At 71.2% G+C, this 13,029-nt stretch carries 15 protein-coding genes; 1 reads left to right on the top strand and 14 read right to left on the bottom strand.

The window, feature by feature from the left end; genetic code table 11:
• Positions 1-74: 74 nt before the first annotated feature.
• The 5 genes from AC3DEV_RS05610 to rpsB form a co-directional block, all read right to left on the bottom strand.
• Positions 75-953 (bottom strand): phosphatidate cytidylyltransferase, encoded by an 879-nt coding sequence (locus tag AC3DEV_RS05610; protein WP_488371526.1) that lies wholly within the window; start codon positions 951-953, stop codon positions 75-77.
• A 40-nt stretch (positions 954-993) separates the two neighbouring features.
• The gene (gene frr, locus AC3DEV_RS05605) at positions 994-1,551 is read right to left on the bottom strand and encodes a ribosome recycling factor (RefSeq protein ID WP_067717618.1); all 558 of its coding nucleotides are present in this window, start codon (positions 1,549-1,551) and stop codon (positions 994-996) included.
• A 50-nt stretch (positions 1,552-1,601) separates the two neighbouring features.
• A complete protein-coding gene (gene pyrH, locus AC3DEV_RS05600; protein ID WP_119192741.1) occupies positions 1,602-2,327 on the bottom strand; it encodes a UMP kinase in 726 nt (241 codons plus the stop codon).
• A gap of 241 nt (positions 2,328-2,568) precedes the next feature.
• A complete protein-coding gene (gene tsf, locus AC3DEV_RS05595; protein ID WP_119192742.1) occupies positions 2,569-3,393 on the bottom strand; it encodes a translation elongation factor Ts in 825 nt (274 codons plus the stop codon).
• A 204-nt stretch (positions 3,394-3,597) separates the two neighbouring features.
• Positions 3,598-4,494, bottom strand: coding sequence for a 30S ribosomal protein S2 (rpsB, locus tag AC3DEV_RS05590; RefSeq protein ID WP_067717612.1), 897 nt, complete (start codon positions 4,492-4,494; stop codon positions 3,598-3,600).
• Positions 4,495-5,080: 586 nt separating this feature from the next.
• On the opposite strand from rpsB, the gene AC3DEV_RS05585 reads away from it, so the two are divergent.
• Positions 5,081-5,533, top strand: a complete 453-nt coding sequence (locus AC3DEV_RS05585) for a M23 family metallopeptidase (protein WP_488371691.1) — start codon at positions 5,081-5,083, stop codon at positions 5,531-5,533.
• A 21-nt stretch (positions 5,534-5,554) separates the two neighbouring features.
• Here the strand turns inward: AC3DEV_RS05585 and AC3DEV_RS05580 are convergent, their stop codons facing one another.
• From AC3DEV_RS05580 to trmD, 9 genes are all read right to left on the bottom strand, one after another.
• On the bottom strand, positions 5,555-6,508 hold the full coding sequence (locus AC3DEV_RS05580) for a tyrosine recombinase XerC (protein ID WP_488371525.1): 954 nt from the start codon (positions 6,506-6,508) through the stop codon (positions 5,555-5,557).
• A 103-nt stretch (positions 6,509-6,611) separates the two neighbouring features.
• On the bottom strand, positions 6,612-7,811 hold the full coding sequence (dprA, locus tag AC3DEV_RS05575; protein ID WP_488371524.1) for a DNA-processing protein DprA: 1,200 nt from the start codon (positions 7,809-7,811) through the stop codon (positions 6,612-6,614).
• A gap of 5 nt (positions 7,812-7,816) precedes the next feature.
• The gene (locus AC3DEV_RS05570; RefSeq protein WP_488371523.1) at positions 7,817-9,334 is read right to left on the bottom strand and encodes a YifB family Mg chelatase-like AAA ATPase; all 1,518 of its coding nucleotides are present in this window, start codon (positions 9,332-9,334) and stop codon (positions 7,817-7,819) included.
• Between the two features lie 2 nt (positions 9,335-9,336).
• On the bottom strand, positions 9,337-9,741 hold the full coding sequence (locus AC3DEV_RS05565) for a YraN family protein (protein WP_120283490.1): 405 nt from the start codon (positions 9,739-9,741) through the stop codon (positions 9,337-9,339).
• A 143-nt stretch (positions 9,742-9,884) separates the two neighbouring features.
• Positions 9,885-10,190 carry a DUF2469 domain-containing protein gene (locus AC3DEV_RS05560; RefSeq protein WP_007632861.1) on the bottom strand — a complete coding sequence of 102 codons (306 nt, stop codon included), beginning with the start codon at positions 10,188-10,190 and terminating at the stop codon, positions 9,885-9,887.
• A complete protein-coding gene (locus AC3DEV_RS05555; RefSeq protein WP_067717606.1) occupies positions 10,187-10,891 on the bottom strand; it encodes a ribonuclease HII in 705 nt (234 codons plus the stop codon). The genes AC3DEV_RS05560 and AC3DEV_RS05555 overlap by 4 nt, the downstream gene beginning before the upstream one ends.
• The gene (lepB, locus tag AC3DEV_RS05550) at positions 10,888-11,652 is read right to left on the bottom strand and encodes a signal peptidase I (RefSeq protein WP_067717603.1); all 765 of its coding nucleotides are present in this window, start codon (positions 11,650-11,652) and stop codon (positions 10,888-10,890) included. Before lepB ends, AC3DEV_RS05555 begins: the two co-directional genes overlap by 4 nt.
• Before the next feature lie 62 nt (positions 11,653-11,714).
• Positions 11,715-12,056, bottom strand: coding sequence for a 50S ribosomal protein L19 (rplS, locus tag AC3DEV_RS05545; protein ID WP_067717600.1), 342 nt, complete (start codon positions 12,054-12,056; stop codon positions 11,715-11,717).
• Between the two features lie 162 nt (positions 12,057-12,218).
• Positions 12,219-13,001, bottom strand: a complete 783-nt coding sequence (gene trmD / locus AC3DEV_RS05540; protein ID WP_488371690.1) for a tRNA (guanosine(37)-N1)-methyltransferase TrmD — start codon at positions 12,999-13,001, stop codon at positions 12,219-12,221.
• Positions 13,002-13,029 lie beyond the last annotated feature (28 nt).

The raw sequence follows: 13,029 nt of genomic DNA, 5'->3' as shown, positions 1-13,029 counted from the left end.
GGTCGGAGGGTCCGCTCACTCCGCGGCTTCGCCCCGTGGCGGTGTCGCCCGTGCCGACCTGGGCGGTCGACGGTTCAGGTCGGCACGACGTAGGTGAAGATGACCCAGACGACCACCGCGGTGGGCAGCACGGAGTCGAGGCGGTCCATGAATCCGCCGTGCCCCGGCAGGAGCGTGCCCATGTCCTTGATTCCGAGGTCCCGCTTCACCTGGGATTCCACCAGGTCGCCCAGCGTCGCGGTGAAGACCGTCAGGAAGCCGAGCAACAGGCCCTTCCAGATGCTGTCGTCGAAGAGCAGGGCGACCACGAGTGCGCCACCGACCGTGGCGAACAGGATCGACCCGGCGAATCCCTCCCAGGACTTCTTGGGGCTGATCGCCGGGGCCATGGGGTGCTTACCGAAGAGCACCCCCGCCACGTACCCCCCGACGTCGGAGCACACGACCAGCAGGATGAGGGCCACGACCCGTTGCGCGCCGTAGTCACCGTCCGACAGCATCGCGCCGAGGGCTCCCGGAACCGCGATCCACACCAACACGAACACCGCGACCGACACGTCGCGCATGTAGTTCTTCGGCGCGGTGGTCAGGCCGGCCATGAGCAGACGCCAGACAAGGACGACGACGCCGGTGACGGCGAATGCGGCGAACGCGCCTTCCGCCCCCGTGAGGTAACCCGCCCAGACCATGGCCTGCCCGCCTGCGAGCAGCGGGAACAGGGGAAGTGCGAACCGGGCCTGCCGTAGGCGTTTGAAGACCTCCCAGGTGCCGATGGCGACGGCGCCGGCGGCGACCAGATACCACGCGCGGGGGGTGAAGGCGATACTCGCGATCACGAGCGCGCCCAGGCCGACCCCGACCGGGATCGCCCGGGTCAGGTCACGGCCGGCGCGCGACGGAGGTGCGGCGGCCGCGGCGGTGGGCCCGGGCGGGCCCTGGGGTGCGGGGTCCACGGCATACTCCTCGGTTCTCGGGTGATGGGCGTCGCGGAGGTCAGACCTCCATCAGGTCGCCTTCCTTGGCCTTGACGAGTTCGTCCACCTCGCCGACGAATCGCTGGGTGAGCTTGTCCAGCTCCTTCTCCGCGGCGTTGACCTCGTCCTCGCCGGCCTCGCCGTCCTTGTCGATCCGCTTGAGCTCGTCCATCGCCTTGCGCCGGACGCCACGGACCGCGATGCGTCCGTCCTCGGCCTTGGCCTTGGCCTGCTTGACCAGATCGCGACGCCGTTCCTCGGTGAGCTGCGGCACGGTCACGCGGAGGACCTGGCCGTCGTTGGTCGGGTTGACGCCCAGATCCGAGTTGCGGATGGCGTTCTCGATCGGACCGATCTGCGACATCTCGTACGGCTTGATGATGAGCATGCGCGGTTCGGGTGCCGAGATGGTCGCCATCTGGGTGATGGGAGTCATGCTCCCGTAGTACTCACAGAACACGCGGTTGAACATGCCCGGGTTGGCGCGGCCGGTGCGGATGGCGGAGAGCTCGTCGCGAACGTGCTCGATCGCCTTCTCCATCTTGTCCTCGGCCTCGAGCAGAGTGTCGTCGATCATGTCTGTCCCTTTTCGTTGGGGTCGGTGTCAGTGGTCGGGTCGAGGACGTGTCAGGCCGTGCTGGCCACCAGCGTCCCGATCTGCTCACCGGCGACGGCGCGCGCGATGTTGCCCTCGGTGAGGAGGTTGAACACGAGGATGGGCATGTCGTTGTCCATGCAGAGGCTGAACGCCGTGGCATCAGCCACCTTCAGGCCACGCTCGAGGCATTCGCGGTGCTCGATCCGGCTGAAGAGCTCGGCGTCGGGATTGGTACGGGGGTCGTCCGAGTAGACGCCGTCCACCGCCTTGGCCATGAGCAGCACGTCGGCCTTGATCTCCAGTGCACGCTGGGCTGCGGTGGTATCGGTCGAGAAGTAGGGCATGCCCATCCCGGCCCCGAAGATCACGACGCGTCCCTTCTCCAGGTGTCGTTCCGCGCGCAGTGGGATGTACGGCTCCGCGACCTGCCCCATGTGGATGGCGGTCTGGACCCGCGTCGACACCCCCTCCTGCTCGAGGAAGTCCTGCAGGGCCAGACAGTTCATGACGGTGCCGAGCATCCCCATGTAGTCGCTACGCGCCCGGTCGAGTCCGCGCTGCTGCAGCTGAGCACCCCGAAAGAAGTTGCCTCCACCGATCACGATCGCAATCTGCGCCCCCGTCCGGGACACATCGGCGATCTGCCGGGCGACGGACTGCACGACGTCCGGGTCGATCCCCACGCCGCCGCCGCCGAACATCTCGCCGCCGAGCTTGAGCATCACACGTTTGTAGCCGTCCCGCGGGTCGGTCATCCCTCTCCTCGTCCCGGGCGGATCCAGCCCGTGTCGCGCGCGTTCACACCCCCGACGTCGATTGGCCGGAGCGGCGTGTGGTCCGTGGTGGGACCGGGTTCATTCTGCCCTATCGCCACGGCCGCCACACTCCAGCCCGCCGGGTACGGGCACACCCGGCCGTACGAACGCCGACGGCGGTACCCGGAGTACCGGGTACCGCCATCGTTCGGGAACCCGCCACGGCGGGTTCGGGCCGTGGTCAGGCCTGGCCGACCTCGAACCGCAGGAAGGCCGAGACCGTGGCACCGGCTTCGTCCAGCAGGGCACCGACGGTCTTCTTGTTGTCGGTCACCGACGGCTGGTCGAGCAGGCAGACGTCCTTGTAGAAGCCGTTGAGGCGACCCTCGACGATCTTCTGCAGCGCCTGCTCGGGCTTGCCCTCCTCGCGGGCGGTGGCCTCGGCGATCTCGCGCTCCTTGGCGACGATGTCGGCGGGCACCTCCTCGCGGGACACGTACTGGGCCTTCAGAGCGGCGACCTGCATCGCGGCGGAGCGCGCGGCGGCCTCGGCGGCCTCGCCCTCACCGGAGTAGGCGACCATGACGCCGACGGCGGGCGGCAGGTCGGAGGAACGCTTGTGGAGGTAGACGGCCACGGGACCGTCGAGCTTGCCCACACGGCGCAGGACGAGCTTCTCGCCGGACTTGGCGGAGAAGGAGACGACCGAGTCGGCCACGGTGGTGCCGTCGAGCTCGGCGGCGTTCAGCGCGTCGAGGTCGGAGATGCCCTGGGCCGCGGCGACCTCGACGATCTTGTCGGCCAGCGCGATGAACTCGGCGCTCTTGGCGACGAAGTCGGTCTCGGAGTTGAGCTCGATCATGACGCCGTCCTTGATGGCGACCAGGCCCTCGGCCGTGGTGCGCTCGGCGCGCTTGCCCACGTCCTTGGCGCCCTTGATGCGCAGCACCTCGACGGCCTTGTCGAAGTCGCCGTCGGTCTCCTCCAGAGCCTTCTTGCAGTCCATCATCCCGGAGCCGGTGAGCTCACGCAGACGCTTGACGTCGGCAGCGGTGTAGTTCGCCATGGTGGGGCGACCCTCCTTAAAGGGGTTCGTGATCTGTCGGAAAAGTGTTCTGAGTCGGTCGGCGGGCGATCGCCTCCACCCTAGACGCCGGGGCGTCGGTGGATGGTCCGCCCACCGCCTCCGACACCTCGGGCCCGGCCCCCGGATGATCCCCCTGGGGATCGTGGGCGGCCGGGCCCGACGGTGCTCGAGCTGTGGTGAGGATCAGGCCTCGGTGGCCGGCGCCTCGGAGGTGGCGGCCGCGATCTCCTGGGCGTCGGCCTCGGGGGCCTCGGCCACGGGGGACTCGGTGCCGGTGACCTCGGCGGGTGCCTCGGCACCCTCTGCCGTGGCGGCGCCGGTGACCTGGTCCAGCTGCTCGGTCTCCCACTCGGCGAGCGGCTCGGCCTCTTCGCCGGTGGCCTTGCCGGCCTGCGAGCGGGCCTTGAGGCCCTCCGCGACGGCGGAGGCGATGACGCGGGTCAACACGGTGACCGAGCGGATGGCGTCGTCGTTCGCCGGGATCGGGTAGTCGACGACGTCCGGATCACAGTTGGTGTCGAGCAGCGCGACGACGGGGATGTTCAGCTTGCGGGCCTCGCCGACGGCGATGTGCTCCTTGTTGGTGTCGACGACCCACACCACGGAGGGGACCTTGCTCATGTCACGCATACCGCCGAGCGTGCGCTCGAGCTTGTTCTTCTCACGCGTGAGCATGAGGATTTCCTTCTTGGTGCGACCCTCGAATCCGCCCGACTGCTCCATGGACTCGAGCTCCTTGAGGCGGACGAGCCGCTGGTGCACGGTCTGGAAGTTGGTGAGCATGCCACCCAGCCAACGCTGGTTGACGTACGGCATGCCGACCTTGGCGGCCTCCTCGGCGATGGCCTCCTGGGCCTGCTTCTTGGTGCCGACGAACAGGACGGTGCCGCCGTGGGCGACGGACTCCTTGACGAACTCGTACGCCTGGTCGATGTACGTCAGGGTCTGCTGCAGGTCGATGATGTAGATGCCGTTGCGGTCGGTGAAGATGAACCGACGCATCTTCGGGTTCCAGCGGCGGGTCTGGTGGCCGAAGTGGGCACCTGCGTCGAGCAGCTGCTTCATGGAGATGACTGCCATGATGGGTTGAGGGCTCGTCCGGCTTGGAAGCAGCCGGACCGCGAGGCCCTCGTCCTCGCTTTCTGTGTATCGGGTTTCGCCCTCGAGCCGGGTGGCCGCGGGCCCTGGTGTCCGCGCCGGGCCGGACCCCCGTCGGGCGGGGGCACCTGCTGGTCCGGCGTCCGGGGGGCCGGGGCTCGTAGCCCCGGGGCCCGGATGCGACTCCCGGGAACCGGGCTGCCGCAGGACACGCGAAGTCGATCGACGCAGAGTCGACCGCACCGGAAGCATAACCCCTCGGGCGCGCCCCTCCAAGGCGGCCCACCCGACCGGTATCCGGGCACCGCGCACCGCGGTCGTGGCTCCGCCCGTGCCTGGGGGCTCCCGGGAGTGCCGGTGCACGTCTGGTCTGGGGATGGTCGTCCATCCTGTCCACAGGTGCCGATCTCCCGTGGCGAACGCGGGGTGCGTGCGGTGGACTCGCGGTATGCAGTCACTCCGGGTCGGTCGCCGTCGGCTCCGCAACCGCGCCTGCGCCGGCCTGACCGCGGGGGTCCTCGCCGTCGGCCCCGTGGCCGACGCCGGGCCGGTCGGGTCACGGGCGGGCATGAGCAGCCCCCTGCCGGGTCCGGTCTCCGTGTCGACCCCGTTCGATCCGCCCGCCCAGCGATGGCTCCCGGGGCACCGCGGGGTGGATCTGGCCGGCACGGTGCTCGCGTCGGTCCGCGCGTCCGCGGACGGCACGGTCCTGTTCGCGGGGGCCGTGGGAGGGCGACCGGTCCTGTCGATCGACCACGGTGGCGGCGTGCGCACCACGTACGAACCGGTGCGCGCCACTGTCCGGGCCGGAGATCCCGTCATCGAGGGTGTGGAGGTGGGCCGGCTCCTCGCCGGCCACCCCGGGTGTCCGGTCGAAGCGTGCCTGCACTGGGGCGCGCGTGTGACGTCGGGTGACCCGTCCGGTGACGACGACGACTACGTCGATCCGCTGTCACTGCTCGCGGACTCCGAACGGCCGATCCGCCTCAAGCCCACACGTCCCGGAGACGGAGCCGGCTGACGCCCGGGCCGCACTCCCCGCTCAGGCGCGGGGGTGGGCTCCGCGGTAGGCGGCCCGGAGGCGGTCCGCCGAGACGTGCGTGTAGATCTGGGTGGTCGCCGGGGTGGAGTGCCCGAGGAGCTCCTGTACGTGCCGCAGGTCCGCGCCGCCCTCCAGCAGATGTGTCGCCGAACTGTGCCTCAGCGCGTGGGGCGAGACCCGGGGGGCGCCCGGCGTGGCCGCGGTGACCTCGTTGACGATCCGCCGCGCGGCCCGGGGGTCGAGTCGCCCCCCGCGCGCCCCGAGCAACAGGGACGGGCCGGACCGGGCGGTGGCCAACGCCGGGCGGCCGCCGTCGAGCCAGGCACGCAGTGCCCGGTCCGCGGGCGGGCCGTACGGGACGGCGCGCTCCCGGTCGCCCTTGCCCACCACCCGCAGCAGGCGACGCTCGGTGTCGACGTCGTCCACGTCGAGCCCGCACAGTTCAGCGACCCGGATACCGCAGGAGTACAGCAGTTCCACGACCAGCCGGTCGCGCAGGGCGATCGGGTCCCCCTCGGCCGCGCCGAGCTCGGTGGTACGGATCGTCTCGGCCGCCTGGTCGAGGTCGAGCACCTCGGGCAGATGGCGACGGGCGCGGGGCGCCTCGAGCGGGGCCGCGACATCGGTCGGTACGAGGCCGGTCCGTGCGGCCCACCCGCTGAAGGATCGGGCTGCCGCGACACGGCGGGCGACGGTCGACCTGGCGGCCCCCGCACCGACTTGGGCGGCGAGCCACCCGCGTAGGGCGGGGAGGGTGAGTGCCCCGCGCAGGTCCGCCGCGGTGGAGGGTCCGTCGGTGTCCCGGGCGAGGTGGGCGAGCAGGCCGCGGACGTCGGAGCGGTAGGAGCGGACCGTCGCCTCGGACCGGGAGCGACCGGTGCGCAGGTAGTCCGCGAAGTCGTCGACCACGCCCCCGAACGGCTCGGACCGAGTGTCCCCATCACCCTCAGACATGCTCACCGGTCCCATGGGTACCAATTGTCGCCCTCGCGTCGGGCCGGCGCAAGCACGTCGGGCCGGACCAGCTGGGCCGGGCCAGCCGGGCCGGGCGATGGGGTCACGACACGGGGAAACTCATCTGCACCCCGCCATCCCGGCACCTGCGCCACCCCTCCGGGCCCCGTACGGCCGCCCCGGAGGCCAGGAGCCGGCCGAGGACGGCCCTCGCCGTGACGGGTGCGATTCCCGCCGAGGCCGCGATCTCGGCGGGCTCGGCGCCACCCGAGGTGGGCAGCGCCTCGAGGATCCGCCTGGTCGCGTCGTCCAGCCCGTCCCACGCGCCGGGCTCACCCCTGGGGGGCGGCGCCGTCTCCCCCATCCGACCTGCGAGCTCGACCACGTCCGACGTCCGAGAGACCAGCACCGCACCCCGCTCCCGGAGCAGCAGGTGACACCCGACCGACGCGACCGACGTGACCGGCCCCGGTACCGCGCCGACAGGGCGGTCCAGCGCGGTGGCCCACGCCGCCGTGCTCAGCGCACCGCTCCGGGCAGCCGCCTCCACCACCACGGAGGCGCCGGTCAACGCCGCGATGATCCGGTTCCGGTCGAGGAAGCGATACCGCGTCACCCCGGTCCCGGGGGGCTGCGCGGAGATCACCGCGCCGGTCTCCGCGATCTCGCGCAGCATCGCGTCGTTCCCGCGCGGGTAGAGCCGATCCACGCCACCGGCGAGGACCGCGATCGTGGTGCCGCGAACCCCGAGGACGGCGCGGTGCGCTGCTGCATCGATCCCGAAGGCCCCACCCGAGACGACCGTGAACCCTTCGGCGGACACCCCGCCACCCAGGTCGGCGGTCACCGCCCTCCCGTATGGAGTGGGCGCCCTGGTCCCGACGAGAGCGACCGACCTGCCCAGCACCTGGCCCGGGTCTGCGGGGCCACGCCACCACAGCCCAAGCGGGCGCAACGCGGTGGGCACCCCGCCCGTCCCGGCGCGGCGTCGTCCGCGTGGACGGTCCAGGGGTTCGAGGGCGAACCCCGGCCAACCCGGGTCACCGGGCACGAGGAGCCGGGCGTCCACCTCGTGTGCTGCCTCGAGTAGCCGCTCCCCGTCGACGAGGTCCCGCCGTGCTTCGGTCTGGGCCGCCACCGCGTCGCCGGCCCGACCGGCGCGGATCAGCTCCCGTGCCCGCACCGGCCCCACCGAGTCCACCAGGTCCCACAGCTGCGCGGTCGGGCGCTCGGTCACCGCGCCCAGGTAGGCGTAGGCCGCGCGCACCTCCGACGACACCACCGATCCCTGCTCCCGTTCCACCGGCATCACTCCTCCCCTCTCAGTACGAGCGCCTCCGCCACGTGCGGCTCCCCCGGCACGGTGGCCCCGTCCAGGTCGGCGACCGTCCACGCGAGGCGCAGACACCGGTCGACCCCGCGGGGTGACAACACCCCGTGTGCCAGTGCCCGGTCCAGGGGGTGCAGCGCCCGACGATCGAGCCCCCTTACGGATCGCAGTACGCGGCCGGGGACCTCGGCGTTCGCCCGCGCACCGGCGGCCTCCGGGCAACCCGCCCACCTCTCGGCGGCGGCCGCCCTCGCCGTCGACACCCTCGTCCGTACCGCGGCGGTGTCCTCACCCTCGTCCACGGCGAACAGCCCGGACCCGAGCGGCAGCGTCCGTGCGGCGATGTCGATCCGGTCGCGCAACGGCCCGGTCAGCGACCGTCCGTAGCGCCGTCGGGCATCGGGGGTGCACGTACAGGCATCGGGCCGTGCACTGCCACACGGGCAGTCGTTCGCCGCCAGCACCAGCTGGAATCGGGCCGGGAAGACGGAGATGCCGTCGCGCCTGGCGATCCGTACCTCGCCGTCCTCGAGCGGAGTGCGGAGGCTGTCCAGGACCCGGCCGGGGAACTCGGCGCACTCATCGAGGAACAGCACCCCGCGATGCGCCAGCGTCACCGCCCCGGGGCGTGCGACGTTGTTGCCGCCGCCGACGAGGGCGGCCACCGACGCCGAGTGGTGGGGAGCCACGAACGGCGGGCGACGTAGCAGCGGATCCCGCGCCGCGAGCCGTCCCATCACCGAGTGGATGGCCGTGGCCTCGAGGGCGTCCCGCTCCCCCAGGTCCGGCAGCAACCCCGGTAGCCGACGCGCGAGCATGGTCTTGCCGGTCCCGGGAGCCCCGCGCAGGAGCACGGCGTGCCCCCCGGCGGCAGCCACCTCGACAGCCCGCCGACAGTCGTCCTGCCCGTGCACCTCCGCCAGGTCGGTGTGGGACTGCGCGCCCACGGCGCGGACCTCCGGGGCGTCCGTGACCAGGGCTCCCCGGCCCCGGCACCATGACGCGAGCATCGCGAGTGAGTCGACCCCCGCGGTGTCGATACCGCTGACCAGCCGGGCCTCCGCGAGGTTCGCGGCGGGGACGATCGCCCGGGACAGTCCGGCGTCCCGCGCCGCGAGCACGGCGGGCAGCACCCCGCGCACCGACCGGACCCGACCGTCCAACGCCAGCTCACCCACCAGCAGGGTGCCGTCGAAGCCCGCCCCGGGCAGCTCCCCTGACGCGGTCAACGTGCCCACCGCGAGCGACAGGTCGAACCCCGAGCCCCTCTTCGGCAACGCCGCCGGGGACAGGGACAGCACGACCTTGCCCGACGGCCAGGTCAGACCACTGTTGATCACGGCGGCCCGCATCCGCTCCCGCGCCTGCAACACCGCCGAGTCCGGCAACCCCACGATGCTGACCCCGGGCAACCCGCGGCCCACGTCGGCCTCGACCTCCACCAGCTGTCCACCGACTCCCTGCAGTGTGACAGCCCACGTCCGACCGAGCGCCACGGCTACAGCACGTCCTCGAACAGCTCGAGACGGGGCCGAGTCGGGTCCGCCAGGTCCACGCCCACCACGTCGAAGCAGACCTGGCGCCACCGGCCCGGGTTCTCCGAGAGCCAGTGGGCGGCCAACCGCCGCAGACGGCGTTGCTTGTCCGGGGTCACCGACTCGGCGGGGGTGCCGAAGCCCGTCCCCGTGCGCGCCCGGACCTCGACGAATCGCAGTCGCCCCGCGGCGTCCAGCACCACCAGGTCGAGCTCGCCGGCCCGGCACCGCCAGTTCCGGCTGATGACCACTCCACCCCGGGCCTGCATCAACCCCGCAGCGTGGTCCTCACCGAGTCGCCCCGTCCGTCGGCGTGGATCCACACCGTCCCCGGCCGCCTCGCCGCCCACCGCCTCGTCCCCCGTCATCGCCAGCCCTCCCGGCCGCCCGGTCCGTCCGGGCCCGCCGGGGCTCACCCTGCCGGACGGACACGGCCCGACCCGCTGGTCGCGGATCGGGCCGGGGGCGCCCTGTGGAAGCGGCGCGGGCTGTGGAGAACGGGGGCCGGGTGCTACTCCGGGAGCCGCAGTTCAGGCTTGTCGAGTTCCTCGATGTTGACGTCCTTGAAGGTCAGCACCCGAACGTACTTGACGAAACGTGCAGGTCGGTACATGTCCCACACCCACGCGTCGGACATCCTCACGTCGAAGTAGACCTCACCGTCCGCGGACCGGGGTATCAGCTCGACGGCGTTGGCGAGGTAGAAGCGCCGCTCCGTCTCGACGACGTAGGTGAACTGGCCGACGATGTCGCGGTACTCGCGGTAGAGCGAGAGCTCCATCTCGGTCTCGTAGTTCTCCAGATCCTCGGCGCTCATCTCGTGCTGCTCCTCGAATGCGCCTGCGCGGCGCGACGGACGTTGGCGTACGACATCCGATGGATGCCGCTGGGACCGAGCTGCTCGATCGCCCTGGCGTGACTCACGGTGCTGTACCCCTTGTGGGCGGCGAAACCGTACCCCGGGTACCGCGAGTCGAGGTCCACCATAATCCGATCCCGCGTGACCTTTGCGAGGACACTCGCGGCGGCGATGGATGCGACCACTGCATCACCCCCGATCACGGACGTGGACTGACATCCGAGCCCGTCGACCGCGAAGCCGTCGGTCAGCACGAAACCGGGTGCCGGGTCGAGGGCGGCGACCGCCCGGCGCATCCCCTCCAGGTTGCACCGGTGGATCCCGCGCATGTCGATCCGGTCCGGCTCGATCACCACCACACTCACCGCCGACGCCCTGCGCAGGATGACGTCGTGCAGTCGCTCACGGGTGGCGGCCGTGAGCTTCTTCGAGTCATCCAGGTCTGCCAGGTCGGGGTGGAGCCGGTCCCCCAACACGCAGGCCGCCACCACCAGTGGGCCCGCACAGGAACCGCGTCCTGCCTCGTCCACACCGGCGACCGGGCCGAGACCTCGACGGGCGAGGGCTGCCTCCAACGCCAGGCGGCCGTCGCGACGGGTCACCCGGACCCGGCCGGGAAGGGCGACTCCCCGCGGCCGCTGCGGTCGCGCCGGGCTCACCCCGCGTTGATATCCGGGGAGGACACCGTCCCGATCCGGCTGAACGGGAGGATGATCGCCCGGACCTTGCCGATGATGTTCTCCTCGGGCACGGTTCCCTGGAACTCGTCACCCATGTGGAAGCGGGAGTCCGCGGAGTTGCCGCGGTTGTCCCCCATCACCCAGTAGTTGCCCTCGGGGACCGTGACCGGTCCGAAGGCACAATTGAGCGGGTTCCCGGCCGGCGAGGGGGCCTCATTGAGGTACGGCTCGTCCAGCGGCTGACCGTCGACGAGCAGTGCGCCATCCGGGGAGCAGCCCCCGACGGTCTGGCCCCCCACCGCGACGACGCGCTTGACCATATCGTTCTGGTCGGGTGGGACGATGCCGATCACACCGCCGATGTTCTGCAGGGTCCTGATGACCTCGTTGTCCGACCGGATGGACTGGTACCCCTCGTTCCACGAGTCGGGACCCTCGAAGACCACCACGTCCCCGGGCTCGGGGTCGCCGAAGCGGTAGGTGATCTTGTCGACGAAAATCCGGTCACCCGTGCAGCCCGCGCAGCCGTGCAGCGTGGGTTCCATGGACTCCGACGGGATCTGGTACACCCGTCCGACGAACGTCTGGAAGACGAACACCAGGACCAGTGCGATCACCACCAGTAGCGGGATCTCGATGTACCAGGGCTGGCCCTTCTTCTCGACGCCGCGAGCCGGGGCCCCGTCGTTACGGGACCCCGGCTCGGCGGCGTCATGTCCAGGCGTATCGGTGCTGCTCACCCGGATGAGCGTAGTCGATCCCGCACCGCCGACGGCGGCCGAGCCCGACCCGCTCTACACGGTCAGCGCTTCTCCTTGATCTTCGCGGCCTTGCCACGGAGTGCACGCAGGTAGTACAGCTTCGCGCGACGCACATCGCCGCGGACGAGGACGTCGATGCGGTCGATCGTGGGCGAGTGCACGGGGAACGTGCGCTCGACGCCGACGCCGAACGAGACCTTGCGGACGGTGAAGGTCTCGCGGACACCGCCGCCCTGGCGACGGATCACGACGCCCTTGAAGACCTGGACGCGCTCCTTCGAGCCCTCGATGACCTTGACGTGCACGTCGAGCGTGTCGCCGGGCCGGAAATCCGGGATGTCGTCGCGGAGTGACTTGTTGTCGATGAAGTCGAGAGTGTTCATTGTGTTCCTTGCATGTCAGGAATGAGGACAGAGGACCCTGGCGCCCGCCCACAGGCGGGACGACCGGTTCGTGCCCCGGATCAGCGCGACCGTCCTCAGGCACGCGGGGTGCCCGGAAGGTCAACCTCGCTAGTGTGCCATCCCCGTCGCAGCCGACCCAAATCAGTCGGACGGGGGAACCCAACCGATGGCCGAGAGCGTCGCTCGGTCCGCCGTGTCGAGCTCGGCCCGGACGAGGAGGTCCGGCCGCCGCTCGGCGGTCCGCCTCAGCGACTCGTCGCGGCGCCACCGCGCGATCCTGGCGTGATCGCCACTCTTGAGGACTTCGGGCACCGGCCGGTCGCGCCACACCTCGGGCCGGGTGAAACTGGGGCCCTCGAGTAGACCGTCGGAGAAGGAGTCCTCCTCATGGCTGCGCCGGTTCCCCAGCACCCCGGGTAGGAGGCGGATGACGGCCTCGGCGATGACGAGCACCGCCACCTCGCCCCCGATGAGGACGTAGTCGCCGATGCTGACCTCCTCGACGTCCATCCGCGTGGACGCCTCGTCGACCACGCGCTGGTCTATGCCCTCGTAGCGACCACACGCGAACAGCAGGTGGCGTCGACGGGCGTAGCGGTGCGCGTCAGCCTGGGAGAACGGTCGTCCGGCGGGCGTCGGGACTATCAGGAGTGGGCGGGTCTCACCGTCCCCCGGCTCGCTCATCGCCGTCCCCGGCGGCGGCACGAGGTCGTCCAGCGCTTCGCCCCACACCGTCGGGCGCATGACCATGCCCGGCCCACCGCCGAACGGGGTGTCGTCGACCGACTTGTGGACGTCGTGGGTCCAGCCCCGGAGGTCGTGAACGGCGACGTCGACTATGCCCCGGTCGGCGGCCCGACCGATCAACGCCAACTGCAGCGGAGCGAGGTACTCGGGGAAGACCGTGATGACGTCGAGGTGCATGAGCGGCCCGTCCCCACCATCGGGGAGA

Source organism: Dietzia sp. IBK-p2-15D (genome assembly GCF_057773105.1).
Note: the sequence above shows the minus strand (reverse complement) of the source record. Positions and strands in the feature narration are given on the sequence as shown.

Excerpts from the sequence above, each read along its gene's own strand:
- tsf (WP_119192742.1), bottom strand. The coding sequence starts at position 3,393 with ATGGCGAACTACACCGCTGCCGACGTCAAGCGTCTGCGTGAGCTCACC.
- AC3DEV_RS05585 (WP_488371691.1), top strand. The coding sequence starts at position 5,081 with ATGAGCAGCCCCCTGCCGGGTCCGGTCTCCGTGTCGACCCCGTTCGAT.
- trmD (WP_488371690.1), bottom strand. The coding sequence starts at position 13,001 with ATGCACCTCGACGTCATCACGGTCTTCCCCGAGTACCTCGCTCCGCTG.
- frr (WP_067717618.1), bottom strand. The coding sequence starts at position 1,551 with ATGATCGACGACACTCTGCTCGAGGCCGAGGACAAGATGGAGAAGGCG.
- pyrH (WP_119192741.1), bottom strand. The coding sequence starts at position 2,327 with ATGACCGACCCGCGGGACGGCTACAAACGTGTGATGCTCAAGCTCGGC.
- AC3DEV_RS05580 (WP_488371525.1), bottom strand. The coding sequence starts at position 6,508 with ATGTCTGAGGGTGATGGGGACACTCGGTCCGAGCCGTTCGGGGGCGTG.
- rpsB (WP_067717612.1), bottom strand. The coding sequence starts at position 4,494 with ATGGCAGTCATCTCCATGAAGCAGCTGCTCGACGCAGGTGCCCACTTC.
- AC3DEV_RS05560 (WP_007632861.1), bottom strand. The coding sequence starts at position 10,190 with ATGAGCGCCGAGGATCTGGAGAACTACGAGACCGAGATGGAGCTCTCG.
- AC3DEV_RS05565 (WP_120283490.1), bottom strand. The coding sequence starts at position 9,741 with ATGACGGGGGACGAGGCGGTGGGCGGCGAGGCGGCCGGGGACGGTGTG.
- rplS (WP_067717600.1), bottom strand. The coding sequence starts at position 12,056 with ATGAACACTCTCGACTTCATCGACAACAAGTCACTCCGCGACGACATC.